We start from the raw sequence: 15,235 nt of genomic DNA, 5'->3' as shown, positions 1-15,235 counted from the left end.
CGCTGCCCGGAGCGGGGCCGTGGGCCGCGCGTCACCCACCCCGGTGTCCGGGCGGTCGCTCCCGGCTCGGGTAGGTGATGCCGAACCACGGGAAGTGCGCGTGGTGGGTGGAGGGGCGGCCGTTGGAGGTGGCGTAGAGGCCGAGCTGGACGCTGGTGAACAGGGGGGTGAGGAAGGAGGCTTCGACGGCGGGCAGGTCCTGCCAGGCGCCGCCGGGTGCGGCATGGCTGAAGGTGTGGTGGAAGCCGCGGATGCGGACCCCCAGGCGTACGGGGCCCTGGGGGACGGGAACCCGGGCCAGGACCTCGGGCCCGTGGCGGAGGCTGAGTCCTTCGGTGGTGCGCAGGAGGAGGAGATGGGTGTCGTCGTCGAGGACCACGGCGAGGCCCGCCTCGTCGTCCGGTGCGGCGGGAGCGAAGCGCAGTTCCGTGGAGACGTCGCAGTCGGGGTGTTCCTGGGGCCGGGCCAGGAGGGACGGGGTGGTGCGCTCGCCGAGGCGTTCGGGCCGGAGCCGCAGGCGCAGCCCGTCGCCGGTGGTCCAGAACGGCGCCGGTGGGGTGCGCAGGGTGTTCCAGTCGGCGGAGAGGGTGGCGAACGTGTCGTGGAGGGGGCGGCGCGGGCCCGTGTGGCGGACGGGGGAGAAGACCGGCCAGCCGTCGTTCCAGGTGATCCGGCTGAGGAAGGTCTCGCGGCCGAGCGCGGAGCCCGGCCGGACGCCCAGCAGGACGGCCCGCCAGTCGCCGTCCGGGGTGCGGACGAGGTCGGCGTGCCCGGTGCAGGTGACCGGGCCCCGGGCGGGTGGCAGCACCGGATTGCCGGGGGCGCCCTCGTAGGGGCCGGTCACCCGGTCCGCGCGGGCGGCCACCACGCTGTGGTCCACATCGGTGCCGCCCTCGGCGGTGAGCAGGAGGTAGGCGCCGTCGATCCGGTAGAGGTGCGGGGCTTCCGACCAGCGGGCCCCCGGGCGGCTCCCCGACCACAGGACGTACTCGGGTCCCGTGAGCCGTCGTTCGCGGGGCAGGTACTCGCGCATCCAGATCTCGGTGCGGCCGGCGGCCTCGTCCACCACCCGGGCGGCGGTGAACCAGGCACGTGCCTCGCCCGCGTCCGGTCCGTCGTCGAAGAACAGCGACGGGTCGAACCCCTCGCCGTCCAGCCACTGCGGCTCCGACCACGGCCCCGCCGGATCCGTCGCCGTGACGACGAAGTGACCGGGACCGTCCATCAGCGTGCAGACGAGGTGGAAGAGCCCGTCATGGTGCCGGATCGTCGGCGCGAACAGCCCCCGTGAGGGAGGGCAGCCGGCGAGGTCGAGCCGGGACGCCCGGTCGAGCGCGGATCCGATGCGCCGCCAGTTCACGAGGTCACGGCTGTGGAAGACGGGAAGGCCCGGGGACCATTCGAAGCTGGACGTCACCAGGTAGTAGTCCGCGCCCACCCGGCAGACGGACGGGTCGGGCCGGAACCCGGGCAGGACGGGGTCACCGGAGACGGGATCATCGAACAACGTGGTCATGGCACCGGGACGACATCGACCGGCACGGACAGCACCCGGTCGGCGGCCGGATGGCGTACCGGCCCCCGCAGGGTGAAGGAGCCCTGGAGCGGGAGGTCGCCGCTGGACCGCCCGACGGCCACCCCGATCTCCCCGGGCTCCACCCGCCTGCGCAGGTCGAGCCCGGTGAAGGAGGTCCGGTCGGCATGGACGGAGAAGGCGACCCGGGCGGCCGCGCCCGGATCCAGCTCGACCCGGGCGAATCCGGCGAGCCACCGCTGCGGCCGGACGACGGACGCCACGGGGTCGGAGAGGTACAGCTGGACCACCTCGGTCCCGGCCACCCCGCCGACGTTGCGCACGGTGGCCGAGACGGTGACGGCCCCGTCCGTCGGGGCCTCGGCATCCACCGCGAGCTCCGAGTAGGCGAACCTGGTCCAGCTCAGCCCGTGTCCGAAGGGGAACAGCGGGGTCGGGTCCACCGAACTCCAGTCGGTGCGCCCGCCGAGCCTGCCGCGCAGGTAGGTGCCGGGCTGGCCGCCGGCCCGGCGGGGGAGGGAGACGGGGAGCCGTCCGGACGGTTCCGCCGCCCCGCTGATGATCCGGGCCAGCGCCGTCGCCCCCTCCTCCCCGGGGAAGAAGGCCTGGATGACGGCCGACGCGCGCTCGGCCGCCCTGCCCAGCGCGTAGGGCCGTCCGGAGACGACGACCAGCACGGTCGGCACACCGGAGTCCAGGACGGCGGAGGCCAGTGCGGCCTGGTCGCCGGGCAGGTCGAGGGTCTCGGCGTCGCAGCCCTCTCCGGAGGTGCCCCGGCCGAACAGGCCGGCCCGGTCCCCGAGCACCAGTACGTTCACGTCCGGGTCGTCCGCGGTGATGGTGAACCCGGCGGCGCCGAGCGCTTCGCCGAGCGTGGGGATCTCCGGCCCGGCCTCGCCGGGAGCCGCGACGTGGTTGGGGAAGGCGTAGCAGCCGAGGAGGGAGCGGGGTTCGTCGGCGTACGGCCCGTGGAGCGCGACCCGGCAGGGCCGCAGCGGCAGGGTGCCGTCATTGGTGAGCAGCACGGTGGACCGTTCGGCCAGGAGCCTGGCGAGGGCCCGGTTCTCCGGCGGGTCGAGGTCGACCGCCTCGGGCGCGGCGGGTTCCCAGCCGGGGTCGAGCAGGCCGAGTTCCGCCTTCTGCAGCAGGACCCGCCGCGCGGCCCGGTCGACGAGCTCCTCCGGTACGGCTCCCGACCGCACGAGTGCGGTCAGCGGCTCGCCGTAGCAGCGGGCCGTGGGCAGTTCGACATCGATTCCGGCGGTCAGCGCCAGCGCGCCGGCCGCGCCGCGCGAACCGGCGACGCCGTGCCGGGTCTCCAGGAAGGAGACGGCGTAGTAGTCGGCGACGACCGTACCCGTGAAGCCGAGTTCATCCCTGAGCAGCCCGGTCAGCAGCCGTTCGTCGGCGGCCACCGGGACGCCGTCCACATCGGTGTAACTGTTCATCACCGACCGGGCGCCCCCCTCGCGCAGCGCCCGTACGAAAGGCTCGACCAGCACGTCGGCGAACTCGCGGGGCCCCACGGCGACGGGGGCCATGTTCCGGCCGGCCCGTGAGGCCGAGTACCCGGCGAAGTGCTTGAGCGTCGCCACGATCCCCGCGCCCTCCAGGCCCTGCACATAGGCGGTGCCGATCGCTCCGACGAGACAGGGGTCCTCGCCGATGCACTCCTCGGTCCTGCCCCAGCGGTAATCGCGGACCACGTCGAGGACCGGAGCCAGCCCTTGGTGGACACCGGCCCGCCGCATCCCCGCGCCGATCGCGGCGGCCATCCGGCGCACGAGCCCGGGGTCGAAGGAAGCGCCCCAGGCGAGCGGCGCGGGAAAGACCGTCGCCCCCCACGTCATGAACCCGGTCAGGCACTCCTCGTGCACGACCGCCGGGATCCCGAAGCGGCCCGAGGCGGTCACCTGCCGCTGGAGCGAGGCGAGCCGCTCCATCCCGGCCTTCGCGGTGACCGGCGCGGTGCCGAACACCCGGGTGAGCTGGCCGAGTCCGTGGGCGGCGACCTGGTCGAGCCCGGGTGCGGACTCGCCGGAATCGTCCTCCACGGGCGCGACCGGTGCCCCAGGATCCGAGGGCCGCGCCCAGAACGCGGTGAGCTGCCCGGCCTTCTCTTCCAGTGTCATCCGTTCCAGCAGATCGGCGACGCGCACGGACACGGGCAGCAGGGGGTCGCGCCAGGGCTCGGTCAAGGAGTTCTCCTAGAGACGGGGCGGGGCGGTGGAGAGGCGGACCTTGAGCTCGGTCGAGAGCTCCATCCGGGGGCTGACCAGGGACTGGCCGTCCAGCAGCTGGAAGAGTGCGCGGGCGGCGAGCCGGCCCATTTCCTCCAGCGGCTGGCGCACCGTCGTCAGCGGTGGTGACAGCCATCCGCACATCGGCAGATCGTCGAAGCCGACCACGCTGAGGTCTCCCGGGACGCTCAGTCCGCCTTGCCGGGCCGCTTCGTAGACGCCCATCGCCTGCTGGTCGCTTCCGGCGAAGACGGCGGTCGGCGGCTCGGGGAGCGCGAGCAGTTCCCGGGCGCGCCGGAACCCGCCCTCGTGCTGGAAGTCGCCGAACCGGATCAGTTCGGGACGGACCTCGATCCCGGCCCGCTCCAGCGCGGCGCGGTACCCGTCGATGCGGGCCTGGCTGCAGAGCATCTCCTTGCGCCCGCCGATCGCGGCGATCCGGCGGTGTCCCAGCTCCAGCAGGTGCTCCGTGGCGGCGAGGCCCCCGGCCCAGTTGGTGGCGCCGATGCTCGGCACACCGTTGTCCGGCAGGTCGATCGGGTCGATGACGACCAGCGCCACCCCGGCCTGTTCGATCTGGGCGCGCTGGGCCCGGGTGACCGAGGCGGTGACGAGGATGACGCCGTCGCTGTGGTGCAGGACCGGCAGGGCGGCCCAGCTCGACGGCGTGGCCTCGCCCGGCGGGACGAGTGAGACGACGGTGCCCACGCCGCGCCGGGCGCACTCGGCCTCGACGCCGCGCAGGATCTCCACCGCCCACGCGCTGTCCAGGCCGCCGATGATCAGGTCGACCAGGCCCGACCTGCGGGCCCTGCCCTGCCGGCCGGGCGCGAGGTAGTGGTGGGACCGCAGCAGGCCCTCGATCCGTTCGCGTGTCGAAGCCGCGACATCGGCGCGGCCGTTGAGCACCTTGGACACGGTGGCCTGGGAGACCCCTGCCTCGGCGGCGATGACGGCCAGGGTCGGACGCTGTTCGCTCAACTTCTCTCCTCCGCGTCGACGCCTCGGGCTGCCGACAGGTATCGCAAACTTTCGAGGAGTTTCCGGTTGGCACGACCCGATTGTCAAGCAGTAAGTGGGCTTCTCTGAAAGGCGATTCGGACAGAAGGCTTGACCAGAGGGCTTCACGTTCCTAGTTTGTGGCAGCGCGAATTCGAGAAAGTTACGAAACATTTCGAACTCGAACCGGCTTTCCTCACCCCGGAGGTCCTATGGCGAGCACACCCCCGAGTCGACGACGCTTCCTCGCGCTCTCGGGCCTGACCGTTCTGTCGGCCTCACTCACCGCGGCCTGCGGCGACGGCGGCTCGGGTCCGGTGTCGGCGCTCGACGGCAAAGTGGCCTTCGCCTGGTGGAACATCGCCACCACGGAACCGGGCAAGTCCCTGTTCCCGCAGCTGTCCACGGCGTTCACGGCCGCCCACCCGAACATCGTGATCAAGACGACCTCGTTGGAGAACGAGGCGTTCAAGTCCAAGCTCGCGGCCGTCACTTCGTCGGGAAGGCTCCCCGACGTCTTCCAGACCTGGGGCGGCGGCGTGCTGCGGCAGCAGGTCGACGCGGGACTGGTCGAGGACCTCACCGACGCGTTCGGCTGGGCCTCCGACCTCACCCCGGTCTCCCTGCAGGCCTACCGCTTCGAGGGCCGGACCTACGCGGTGCCCTACGACGTCGGCATGGTGGGCTTCTGGTACAACAAGAAGCTCTTCGCCAAGGCCGGCATCACCGCTCCGCCGGCCACCTGGGCCGAGCTCCTCGAAGACGTCAGGAAGCTCAAGGCGGCGGGCGTCACACCGATCGCCCTCGCGGGCAAGGAGAAATGGCCGGGCCACTTCTACTGGGCCTACCTGGCGATGCGCGTCGCGGGACTCCCCGCCCTGGGGCAGGCCGCCGCCGCCAAGGACTTCACCGGCGCGGGCTTCGTCCGGGCGGGCGGCCACCTCAAGGAACTCGTCGACCTCCAGCCGTTCCAGCCGGGCTTCCTCGGCGCCGGCTACTCCACTCCCGGCGGCCAGGCCGCGACCATGGGCAACGGCAAGGCGGCCATGGAGCTGATGGGCCAGTGGGCGCCGTCGGTCCAGAAGGACGCGGGCGCGGACCTCGGAGCGGACCTGGGCTTCTTTCCCTTCCCGACGGTCGACGGCGGCGCGGGCCAGGTCACCGAGGTGCTCGGCGGCGGCGGCGGTTTCGCGCTGCGCAAGGGCGCCCCGAAGGAGGCGCTGGACTTCCTGAAGTTCTTCGTCCTGGAGAACCAGTCCAGGCTGCTGGCCTCCAACGGCTACCTGCCGGTGGTCAAAGGCGCGCAGAGCGCGATCACCGACGCCAACCGCAGGGCGGTGGCCGACACCCTGGCCGGGGCGACGGGTTTCCAGCTCTTCCTCGACCAGGCCTACCCACCGGCGGTCGGCCAGGAGGTCAACGACAGCGTGGCCGACCTCATCGCGGGCAGGAAGACCCCTGAGCAGGTCACCACGGCGATCACCGAGGCAGCGAAGGGTGCCTGACGCCGTGTCCATCCCGCGCGGTGTGCGGAGCTGGGCCGCGGTGGCCTGGTTCCTGGTCCCGGCTCTGGTCCTCTTCCTCGTCTTCGTCCTCGCCCCGATCGCCGTCGCCGTCTACACGGGCCTCTTCAAGTGGAGCGGGACCGGCCCCATGGACGACTTCGTCGGGTGGGGGAACTACGCCCGTCTGTTCCACGACCAGGTCTTCCTCGGTGACCTGGAGCGCGGGCTGTACCTGATCGTCCTGTCGGTCACGGTGCAGTTGCCCTTCGCGCTGTTCACCGCCGTCCTCCTCAACCAGAGGCTGCGCGGGCGGGCCGTCTACCGGATGCTGTTCTTCGCGCCGTACATCCTGTCCGAGGTGGTCACGGCGGTCCTCTTCACGATGATCTTCCTCCCCGGTGCCGGCATGGCCGACCACCTCGCCGGAGCCTTCGGCCTGGAGGGGCTGCGGGGGAGGTGGCTCGCCGATCCCTCGACGGTCGTGCCGACCCTGTTCGTGGTCATGACCTGGAAGTACTTCGGCTTCCACATGATGCTCTTCCTCGCCGGACTGCAGAGCATCCCCGGCGAGGTCCTGGAGGCCGCTTCCCTCGACGGCGCCGGCCCCTGGCAGCGCTTGCGGCACGTGACGCTGCCGCTGCTCGGCCCGACGATCCGGATCAGCGCCTTCCTTTCGATCATCGGGGCCATCCAGCTCTTCGACCTCGTGTGGGTCATGACCGCGGGCGGACCCAACCACTCCTCCGAGACGATGGCGATCTCGATGTTCCAGTTCGGGTTCAAGCGCCACCAGGTCGGCTACGCCAGTGCGATCAGCGTGGTGCTGTTCATGATCTGCCTGATCTTCTCCCTCTTCTACCAGCGTTACGTGCTCCGCCGGGACCTGCGCGGGGCCGTCACCTCGGGAGGCGGCCGGTGAACGCCCGCAGGACGGCACGAGGCCTGTCCCTGCACGCCGTGGTCTGGCTGATCGGCGCGTTCGTCGCCGCGCCACTCCTCTACGCGGTCGTCTCCGGGTTCAAGAGCACCGGCGAGCTGACGACCAACCCGTTCGGGCTGCCCGAGCGGTGGAAGGCCGGCAACTACACCGGCATTCTCGGCGACGCCATGTTCTGGCGGCAGGTCGCCAACAGCGCGGGCATCGCCATCGGCACGACGTGCTGCACGGTGGCGGCCTCCGCGATGGCGGCGTACGTGCTGGCCCGCTACGCCTTCCGGGGCAGGGAGCTCTTCTACACGCTGTTCACGGTCGGGCTGATGTTCCCGTTCTCGGTGGCCGTCCTGCCGTTGTTCCTGCTGCTGCGGACCTTCGGCCTGCTCGACAACCCGCTCGGGGTGATCCTCCCGCAGGCGGCCTTCGGGCTCCCCACGACGATCGTGATCCTGCGCGGCTTCTTCCGGACCATCCCGGCGGAGGTCGAGGAAGCGGCCGTCATGGACGGCTGCGGCCCGTTCCGCTTCTTCTGGCGGATCCTGCTGCCGATGGCACGCCCGGCGCTCGGCACGGTGTCCGTGCTGGCGATCGTCGCGAGCTGGAACAACTTCTTCCTGCCGCTGCTGGTGTTCGACAGCCCGACCTGGCAGACGGTCCCGGTCGGAGTCCAGCAGTTCCAGGGCCAGTACTCGACCGACTACGCGCTCGTCCTCGCCTACATCGTGCTCGCCATGGTCCCCGCCCTCGCGTTCTACGCCGTCGCCGAGCGGCAGCTGATCGGCGGCCTCACCGCGGGCGCCACCAAAGGCTGACCCGTCCGCACGGGACGGGCGTACTGGCCACCCCAAAATTGTTAGCGCTAACAACCCCCTCGCACCCCCACCCCGAAGGAGCTCTCCGATGCGGCTTCGCCCTCCGTCCCCAGCCCGCCTCACACGACGTCTGCTCGCCCTGCTGGCGCCCTTGCTGCTCTTGGCCGCGTTCCTCGGCGCGCAGCCCGCCGGCGCGGCGGCGACGGCCGTCGACCCCGACGCCTCGTACGTGCTGGTCAACCGCAACAGCGGCAAGGCCCTGGACGTCTACAACCTGGCCACGGGCGACGGGGCCCGCATCACCCAGTGGACCAGGAACGACCAGAACCAGCAGCAGTGGCGGTTCGTCGACTCCGGCGGCGGCTACTACCGCATCACGTCCCGGCACTCCGGCAAGGTGCTGGACGTCCAGAACAGGTCCACCGCGAACGGCGCCCCGATCGTCCAGTGGACCGACGCGAACGCCACCAACCAGCAGTGGCGGCTCGCCGACAGCCCCGACGGCTACGTGCGGCTCGTCGCGCGCCACAGCGGCAAGGCCCTCGAAGTGCAGGGCGGCTCCACCGCGGACAACGCGAACGTCGTCCAGTACGACGACTGGGGCGGCACCAACCAGCAGTGGCAGCTCGTCCGGGTCGGCGGCACCACCCCCGGCACCTGCGCCCTCCCGTCGTCGTACCGCTGGACGTCGACCGGCCCGCTGGCGCAACCCAAGCCGGGGTGGGCCTCGCTCAAGGACTTCACCGTCGCCCCCTACAACGGCCGGCAGCTCGTCTACGCGACCACGCACGACACGGGGGCGAACTGGGGCTCGATGAACTTCGGCCTCTTCACCAACTGGCCGGACATGGCCTCCGCCGCCCAGAACGGGATGTCCTCCTCCGCGGTCGCGCCCACGCTCTTCTACTTCGCGCCGAAGAACATCTGGGTGCTGGCCTACCAGTGGGGCAGGACCGCCTTCTCCTACCGGACGTCGACCGACCCCACCAACCCGAACGGCTGGTCGGCGGAGCAGGAGCTCTTCTCCGGAAGCATCGCCGGCACCGGAACCGGACCCATCGACCAGACGCTCATCGGCGACGGGACGGACATGTACCTGTTCTTCGCCGGTGACAACGGCAGGATCTACCGGGCCGGCATGCCGATCGGGAACTTCCCGGGCAGTTTCGGCACGACCTCGACCGTGGTCATGAGCGACACGACGGACAACCTGTTCGAGGCGCCGCAGGTCTACAAGCTCCAAGGCCAGAATCGGTACCTCATGATCGTCGAGGCGATCGGCGCGCAGGGCCGCTACTTCCGCTCGTTCACGGCCACCAGCCTGGACGGCTCCTGGACCCCCCAGGCCGCGACCGAGGGCAACCCCTTCGCCGGCAAGGCCAACAGCGGCGCCGGCTGGACGAACGACATCAGCCACGGCGAACTGATCCGCACCAGCGCCGACCAGACCTTCACCGTCGATCCCTGCAACCTGCAGTTCCTCTACCAGGGGCGCGACCCCAGGGTGGGCGGCGACTACGGCCTGTGGCCCTACAGGCCGGGCCTGCTGACACTGCAGCGCTGACATCGCGGTGGCGGGCCCGCCCGGACTTCCCGGGCGGGCCCGCCTGCGTGCGACGTCCGGCGTTCAGCAGCCGAAGACCACCCGGCGGAACGAGGCGTAGTGGTCGGCGGTGTAGTAGTCCTCGTGCGCCGCCTGCCCCGTGATGATCCGGCGCGCCCCCCGGGTCGGCGAGCCCGGGGTGATCACCGTGTACTCGTGGTAGTAGCCGGCGGTGTGCGCGGGCAGGAGACGCTCGCGGTTCTGGAAGACGACGCCGTCCTGGGGATAGGGGAACGGGCCGCCCTGGTCTATGAGGGTCAGCGTGGTGTGTGCCTGGGAAGGCAGCGCGGAGTAGCAGACGCTGCCGACGGCCTTCACGGCGGCGGAGGCCGTGGAGGTGACGGACGCGGGGGCGGCGTGGGCGGCCGGTCCCGCGAGGAGAGTGGCGGCGACGGCGGTGGCTCCACCGAAGGCCGCGATGCGTGGGGGAATCCTCATGCGGCCCATGATGACGCGCGTAGAGCAAGCCCCGTCAATGCCAAGTCCCTTAATTTTTCTACTAGTTGGCCCGACGTCCCCCGGTCGTCACCGGGCCGCCAGCACCAGGGCCAGCGCGACGAGGGCCGGCACGGTCTGGACGAAAAGGATCTTCCGGCTGGCCGTGGCGGCACCGTACGCTCCGGCCACGGCCACGCACGCCAGGAAGAACACCTTCGCCTGGAAACCCACCGGATCGGACGCGACGGCACCCCACACCAGGCCCGCGGCGAGGAATCCGTTGTAGAGCCCCTGGTTGGCCGCGAGCGTCTTCGTCTCGGCGGCGAACGCGGGGGTGGTCCCGAAGGCGGCCCGGGCCCTCGGGCCGGTCCACAGGAACATCTCCAGGACCATGATGTAGACGTGCACGGCTGCGATGAGCAGGACCGCGACGGTGGCGGTGATCGACATGGGGCCCAGGCTCGCACAGCCCCGCCGCCGCGTCCACGCCGGTGGCAGGGTCGCAGGGAGCGCCGGAGGCGGTCGGGCGGGCCATTGCCGCCCTGGTGAGTGTGAGCGCTCACAAGGATCGCGTGTGAGCGTACCGGGTGTGCGCATGCGGCAGCGGGATACTTCCGTGCACGGTCCTTGACGGTGCTTCGGGGCGCTGGCGATAGTGAGGGTCTCTCAGGTCGTCATTCTGCGCCCGTCGCTCGATGCGAATTGTTAGCGCTAACAAGAAGGCGAGGAGGCCCTTCCTCCGTTCGGCGAAGGAGCGCCACCGCCCCGGCACCGTCCCGTACCCGGGACGCGCCGGTTCCGCCCCACCTCCCTGAAGGAGATCACCATGACCGGACCACGGACCCGCAAGGGCTGGCGCGCCGTGCGCGCGGCCTGCTCCGCCGCAGTCCTCGCCGCCGGGCTGCTCGTGGCCGCGACCGGCCCCTCGCAGGCCGTCACCCAGGGCCCCTGTGACATCTACGCCGCGGGCGCCACTCCCTGCGTGGCCGCCCACAGCACCACCCGGGCCCTGTACGCGGCGTACGGCGGCCCGCTCTACCAGGTGAGGCGGGCCTCCGACAACGCGGTCGAGGACATCGGCCCACTGGGCAGCGGCGGTTACGCCGACGCGGCGGCGCAGGACGCGTTCTGTACCGGCACCAGCTGCGTCATCACCGCCCTGTACGACCAGACCGGCAAGGGCAACCACCTCACCCAGGCCCCCCGGGGCCACTTCCCCGGCCCGGCCGCGGGCGGCAGCGACAACCTGGCCAACGCCGTCGAGGCGCCGGTCACCCTCGCCGGCCACAAGGCGTACGGCGTCTATGTGGCCCCCGGCACCGGCTACCGGAACAACCACACCACCGGCATCGCGACCGGAGACCAGCCGGAGGGCATGTACGCGGTGCTGGACGGCACCCACTTCAACGGCGGCTGCTGCTTCGACTACGGCAACGCCGAGACCACCGGAAACGACGACGGCAACGGCACCATGGAAGCCATCTACTTCGGCGACAACAAGGGCTGGGGCTACGGCAGCGGCGCCGGCCCCTGGGTCATGGCCGACCTGGAGAACGGCCTGTTCTCCGGCGTCAACCGCGGCTACAACGCCAGCGATCCGAGCATCGCCAACCGGTTCCAGACGGCCCTCGTCAAGGGCGGCCCCAACCAGTGGGCCATCCGCGGCGGCAACGCCCAGGCGGGCAGCCTGTCCACCTACTACAGCGGTGTGCGCCCCAACGTGGCCGGCTACAACCCGATGAAGAAGCAGGGCGCGATCATCCTCGGCATCGGCGGTGACAACAGCAACGGGAGCGCGGGCACCTTCTATGAAGGCGTGATGACCTCGGGATACCCCTCCGACGCCACCGAGAACGCCGTCCAGGCCAACATCGCCGCAGCCGGCTACAGCAGCGCCCCGACCGGCACGCCCGGCTCCCTCACCCCGGGCGCGCGGATCTCCCTGCGGGCCACCACCTCCTGCTGCACCACCGGCTACCTCCGCCACGACGACACCGACGCCAAGGTCGTCCTCTCCACCCTCGACTCCTCCAGCCCCGCCGCCGCCAAGGCCGCGGCCACCTGGACCGTCCGCGCCGGCCTGGCCAACACCTCCTGCCTCTCCTTCGAGTCCGCCGACGTACCCGGCCGGTTCCTGCGCCACCGCAACTTCCAGCTCTACCTGAACGCGGATGACGGCGGAGGCACCTTCGCCCAGGACGCCACCTTCTGCCCCACTCCGGGCAACAGCGGCCGGGGAGCCTCGTTCCAGTCCGCCAACTACCCCGCCAAGTATCTGCGCCACTACGCGTACACGGCCTACATAGCGAGCAACGGCGGCAGCAACGCCTGGGACAGCGCCACCGACTGGGCCGCCGACACCAGCTGGCTGGTCCAGCAGCCTTGGAGCTGAAGGCCGGCGAAGGCGGCTCCACCCGGTACCTTGTTGCATATAGCTTGCAAGAACGAAGAGTGTGCGAAAAGAGGCTGGCGTGGGCGCTCCGGTGGTGCTGGGCATCGAGTCGTCGTGCGACGAGACAGGCGCGGGGATCGTGTCCGGCGGACGGCTGCTCGCGCACGTCGTGGCGTCGAGCATGGACGAGCACGCCCGCTTCGGCGGGGTGGTGCCGGAAATCGCCGCCCGCGCGCACCTCCAGGCGTTCCCCCCGGTGGTCCAGGAGGCCCTCGACCAGGCAGGGCTGCGCCTGCGCGACATCGACGCCGTCGCCGTCACCACCGGTCCCGGACTCTCCGGCGCGCTTCAGGTCGGTCTGGCCGGGGCGAAGACGCTCGCCTTCGCGGCCGGGGTGCCGCTGTACGGGGTCCACCACCTGGCCGGGCACGTGGCGGCGGACACCCTGGAGCACGGGCCGCTGCCGAACCCGTGCATGGTGTTGATCGTGTCCGGCGGACACACCTCGCTGCTGCTCGTGCGGGACCTCGTCCGCGACCCGATCCTGCACCTCGGTGACACCGTCGACGACGCGGCGGGGGAGTGCTTCGACAAGGTGGCCCGCGTGTTCGGGCTGCCGTATCCCGGAGGGCCCGCGATCGACCGGGCCGCCCGTACGGGCAACCCGTGCGCGGTGGCGTTCCCGCGGCCGCTGACCGGCCCGCGCGACGACCCGTACGCGTTCTCCTTCTCCGGGCTGAAGACCGCCGCCGCGCGGTGGGCGGAGCGGCACCGGCAGTCCGGGGAGGAACTCCCGCTGGCCGACGGTGCCGCCTCCCTCCAGGAGGCCGTCGCCGACGTCCTGACCCGCAAGGCCCTGGCCGCCTGCCGCGCGTACGACGTGCGGACGCTGGTCGTGGTGGGAGGCGTCGCGGCCAACTCGCGCGTACGGGCCCTCGCGGAGGAGCGCTGCGCGGCCGCCGGAGTCGAGCTCCGGGTGCCGCCGCTGACCCTGTGCACCGACAACGGGGCGATGATCGCGGCCGTCGGCGACCTGCTCGTACGCGCCGGCTCCGAACCGGCACAGCTGGACCTGTCCATCGACCCCTCCGCACCCCTTGAATACGCGGCCCTGCACCCGGAGTCCCGGCCGGCACGCCCGTGACCCCCACGGCAGGAGGGTCCTCGGCGACGCGGCCCTCCCCCGGTGGTGATGCGGGCATCCGCCGCCGGGGAAGGGCCGCGCCGGGCGGGTCACCCCCGGGAAACCGCGACCAGGCGCCCGCCGGCGCCCTGGCCCCGCCGGTCCGTCCGCGGCGTGGGCCGGAGTCCTGCGGCGGGAGGCGCGGGGTCCGCGTCCGTCAGGAGCGCGACGAGGTCGGTACGGGCGCGGGCCACCCGGGAGCGGACGGTGCCGATCGGGATGCCGGCCGCTTCGGCGGCCTCCGCGTAACCCAGGCCGAGGAGTTGGGTGAGGACGAAGGCCTCCCGGCGTTCGGCCGGGATGAGCGCCAGGAGTTCGGCCAGGGCGACGCCGTCCTCGAATCCGGGTACGCCCCGCGGCTGCGCCTGCTCGGCCGCGATCTGCCAGTCCTGGTGGTGTGACACCCGAGGCCGGGCGGCGGCGTGGCGGACGCTGTCGACGACGGTGCGGCGGGCGATCGACAGCAGCCAGGTGCGGGCCGAGGAGCGGCCCTCGAACCGGGGGAGCGCCGCGAGCGCGCGCAGGAAGACGTCCTGGGTGAGGTCATCGGCCGCCTGGGCGTCCGCGCTGAGGTACGCCACATAACGCCACACGTCCCGGTGCAGGGTGCGCACGAAGCGGTCGACCTTGGCCGGGTCGCCGTCGCGGGCTTCCAGAGCCAGGCGTGTCACCTCGGCCTCCGGGTTCGGGGCATGGCGGCGCGTCGGTTCGCCGGAGGTGGGGAGCTGCTCGGTCAGGGCAGGGGTCATCGCCACAAGGTCCTTAGGGCAAAGGGGAGTTCGGCTTCGCGCGGGGCGGAAGCCGATGAAGGGGTACGGCCTGCCGGAGGGCATGGCCGATGCCCGAGGCGCGACGGCGCGGTGCGTGCCGTCAGCGTCCGCTCGGGGAGCCGGCTGTCACAGGACAGCGGTTCCCGTCGGAGGACCCCGCGAGGTGATGGCGTGGACGAGGAACAGGCGGCGCAGGACCTGCCGGTCCCGGGTCCGGCGCATGCGGACGCACGACCGGTGCGGGATCGGCGCGAACGGGCCGAACACCAGGCACAGCGGTGCCCGCAGCCATCCTGCGACGGCACGCAGGAGGCGGAACGCGGCTTGCTCGGCGTAGGCGAGCCAGAGGCCGCACAGGAGGGCGGCCAGGAGGTGCGCGGCGAGCATCCCGACCGGGGACATCCCGGCCATGTCATGCCCGGTGGAGGGCATCACGGCATCGGCTGCGGAAGATGCCGCGGACGCCATGTCGTGCATGCCGTCCATGCCGTGCATGCCGTCCATGCGCATGCCGTCCATCCGCATGGACGGCATCGCGTGATGGGCGTGGTCGCCGGCCGGAGCGGCACCCGGTGCCGGCGGGGTGGCGGGGGCCGGGGTGAGGAGGGACTGCGCCAGGGTGAACCCGGTGTGGAGCACGGCTTGGACGGCCACCGTCGCCGTGGTGACGGCGAGCAGTCCGCGTTCGCGGTCCGCCGTGGCCCAGGCGGCCGTCGCCGTCGCCGCGAGGGCGGCCAGCGCGGCCCACCACGGTACGTCCCGGCCCGACATGAGGACGTGGCCGGTCGTCGCGAGCAGCACGCAGACGACTGCGAACATCGCAGC

General features: G+C 71.9%; 13 protein-coding genes. 6 read left to right on the top strand and 7 right to left on the bottom strand.

Going from position 1 to position 15,235, the window contains the following annotated elements:
• Positions 1-31: 31 nt before the first annotated feature.
• From ACZ5NJ_RS30195 to ACZ5NJ_RS30185, 3 genes are read right to left on the bottom strand one after another with little or no spacing between them, the layout of a single operon-like run.
• Positions 32-1,516, bottom strand: coding sequence for a glycoside hydrolase family 43 protein (locus tag ACZ5NJ_RS30195; protein ID WP_468768918.1), 1,485 nt, complete (start codon positions 1,514-1,516; stop codon positions 32-34).
• Positions 1,513-3,732, bottom strand: a complete 2,220-nt coding sequence (locus tag ACZ5NJ_RS30190) for a glycoside hydrolase family 3 N-terminal domain-containing protein (RefSeq protein WP_468768917.1) — start codon at positions 3,730-3,732, stop codon at positions 1,513-1,515. Before ACZ5NJ_RS30190 ends, ACZ5NJ_RS30195 begins: the two co-directional genes overlap by 4 nt.
• A gap of 9 nt (positions 3,733-3,741) precedes the next feature.
• Positions 3,742-4,755 (bottom strand): LacI family DNA-binding transcriptional regulator, encoded by a 1,014-nt coding sequence (locus ACZ5NJ_RS30185; RefSeq protein ID WP_468768915.1) that lies wholly within the window; start codon positions 4,753-4,755, stop codon positions 3,742-3,744.
• 230 nt (positions 4,756-4,985) lie between these two features.
• On the opposite strand from ACZ5NJ_RS30185, the gene ACZ5NJ_RS30180 reads away from it, so the two are divergent.
• The 4 genes from ACZ5NJ_RS30180 (at position 4,986) to ACZ5NJ_RS30165 (ending at position 9,588) form a co-directional block, all read left to right on the top strand.
• Positions 4,986-6,278: an extracellular solute-binding protein gene (locus tag ACZ5NJ_RS30180; RefSeq protein WP_468768914.1), complete on the top strand. Its 1,293-nt coding sequence runs from the start codon at positions 4,986-4,988 to the stop codon at positions 6,276-6,278.
• A gap of 4 nt (positions 6,279-6,282) precedes the next feature.
• Entirely contained in the window at positions 6,283-7,197 is a 915-nt protein-coding gene (locus tag ACZ5NJ_RS30175; RefSeq protein ID WP_468768912.1) for a carbohydrate ABC transporter permease, read from the top strand.
• Positions 7,194-8,024, top strand: coding sequence for a carbohydrate ABC transporter permease (locus ACZ5NJ_RS30170; protein ID WP_468768911.1), 831 nt, complete (start codon positions 7,194-7,196; stop codon positions 8,022-8,024). Before ACZ5NJ_RS30175 ends, ACZ5NJ_RS30170 begins: the two co-directional genes overlap by 4 nt.
• 88 nt (positions 8,025-8,112) lie before the next feature.
• The gene (locus ACZ5NJ_RS30165; RefSeq protein WP_468768909.1) at positions 8,113-9,588 is read left to right on the top strand and encodes a non-reducing end alpha-L-arabinofuranosidase family hydrolase; all 1,476 of its coding nucleotides are present in this window, start codon (positions 8,113-8,115) and stop codon (positions 9,586-9,588) included.
• A 63-nt stretch (positions 9,589-9,651) separates the two neighbouring features.
• On the opposite strand, the gene ACZ5NJ_RS30160 is transcribed toward ACZ5NJ_RS30165, so the two are convergent.
• Both ACZ5NJ_RS30160 and ACZ5NJ_RS30155 read right to left on the bottom strand, forming a co-directional pair.
• The gene (locus ACZ5NJ_RS30160; protein ID WP_468768908.1) at positions 9,652-10,065 is read right to left on the bottom strand and encodes a guanyl-specific ribonuclease; all 414 of its coding nucleotides are present in this window, start codon (positions 10,063-10,065) and stop codon (positions 9,652-9,654) included.
• A gap of 87 nt (positions 10,066-10,152) precedes the next feature.
• Positions 10,153-10,515, bottom strand: coding sequence for a DUF1304 domain-containing protein (locus ACZ5NJ_RS30155; protein ID WP_468768907.1), 363 nt, complete (start codon positions 10,513-10,515; stop codon positions 10,153-10,155).
• A gap of 376 nt (positions 10,516-10,891) precedes the next feature.
• Between ACZ5NJ_RS30155 and ACZ5NJ_RS30150 the strand changes: the two genes are divergently transcribed.
• Both ACZ5NJ_RS30150 and tsaD read left to right on the top strand, forming a co-directional pair.
• Positions 10,892-12,457 (top strand): alpha-L-arabinofuranosidase B, encoded by a 1,566-nt coding sequence (locus tag ACZ5NJ_RS30150; protein WP_468768906.1) that lies wholly within the window; start codon positions 10,892-10,894, stop codon positions 12,455-12,457.
• 91 nt (positions 12,458-12,548) lie between these two features.
• Positions 12,549-13,601 (top strand): tRNA (adenosine(37)-N6)-threonylcarbamoyltransferase complex transferase subunit TsaD, encoded by a 1,053-nt coding sequence (gene tsaD, locus ACZ5NJ_RS30145; protein WP_468769004.1) that lies wholly within the window; start codon positions 12,549-12,551, stop codon positions 13,599-13,601.
• Positions 13,602-13,690: 89 nt separating this feature from the next.
• Here tsaD and ACZ5NJ_RS30140 read toward each other — a convergent pair whose 3' ends face one another.
• Both ACZ5NJ_RS30140 and ACZ5NJ_RS30135 read right to left on the bottom strand, forming a co-directional pair.
• Positions 13,691-14,389 (bottom strand): sigma-70 family RNA polymerase sigma factor, encoded by a 699-nt coding sequence (locus tag ACZ5NJ_RS30140; RefSeq protein WP_468768905.1) that lies wholly within the window; start codon positions 14,387-14,389, stop codon positions 13,691-13,693.
• 147 nt (positions 14,390-14,536) lie between these two features.
• Positions 14,537-15,229: a hypothetical protein gene (locus ACZ5NJ_RS30135; protein ID WP_468768904.1), complete on the bottom strand. Its 693-nt coding sequence runs from the start codon at positions 15,227-15,229 to the stop codon at positions 14,537-14,539.
• Positions 15,230-15,235 lie beyond the last annotated feature (6 nt).

It is taken from the genome of Streptomyces sp. NPDC032091 (genome assembly GCF_055580265.1).
Note: the sequence above shows the minus strand (reverse complement) of the source record. Positions and strands in the feature narration are given on the sequence as shown.

What these genes read in the sequence shown, in the direction of transcription:
- ACZ5NJ_RS30195 (WP_468768918.1), bottom strand. Translation starts at nt 1,516, where the DNA reads ATGACCACGTTGTTCGATGATCCCGTCTCCGGTGACCCCGTCCTGCCC.
- ACZ5NJ_RS30180 (WP_468768914.1), top strand. Translation starts at nt 4,986, where the DNA reads ATGGCGAGCACACCCCCGAGTCGACGACGCTTCCTCGCGCTCTCGGGC.
- ACZ5NJ_RS30165 (WP_468768909.1), top strand. Translation starts at nt 8,113, where the DNA reads ATGCGGCTTCGCCCTCCGTCCCCAGCCCGCCTCACACGACGTCTGCTC.
- ACZ5NJ_RS30160 (WP_468768908.1), bottom strand. Translation starts at nt 10,065, where the DNA reads ATGAGGATTCCCCCACGCATCGCGGCCTTCGGTGGAGCCACCGCCGTC.
- ACZ5NJ_RS30155 (WP_468768907.1), bottom strand. Translation starts at nt 10,515, where the DNA reads ATGTCGATCACCGCCACCGTCGCGGTCCTGCTCATCGCAGCCGTGCAC.
- ACZ5NJ_RS30150 (WP_468768906.1), top strand. Translation starts at nt 10,892, where the DNA reads ATGACCGGACCACGGACCCGCAAGGGCTGGCGCGCCGTGCGCGCGGCC.
- ACZ5NJ_RS30140 (WP_468768905.1), bottom strand. Translation starts at nt 14,389, where the DNA reads ATGACCCCTGCCCTGACCGAGCAGCTCCCCACCTCCGGCGAACCGACG.
- ACZ5NJ_RS30135 (WP_468768904.1), bottom strand. Translation starts at nt 15,229, where the DNA reads ATGTTCGCAGTCGTCTGCGTGCTGCTCGCGACGACCGGCCACGTCCTC.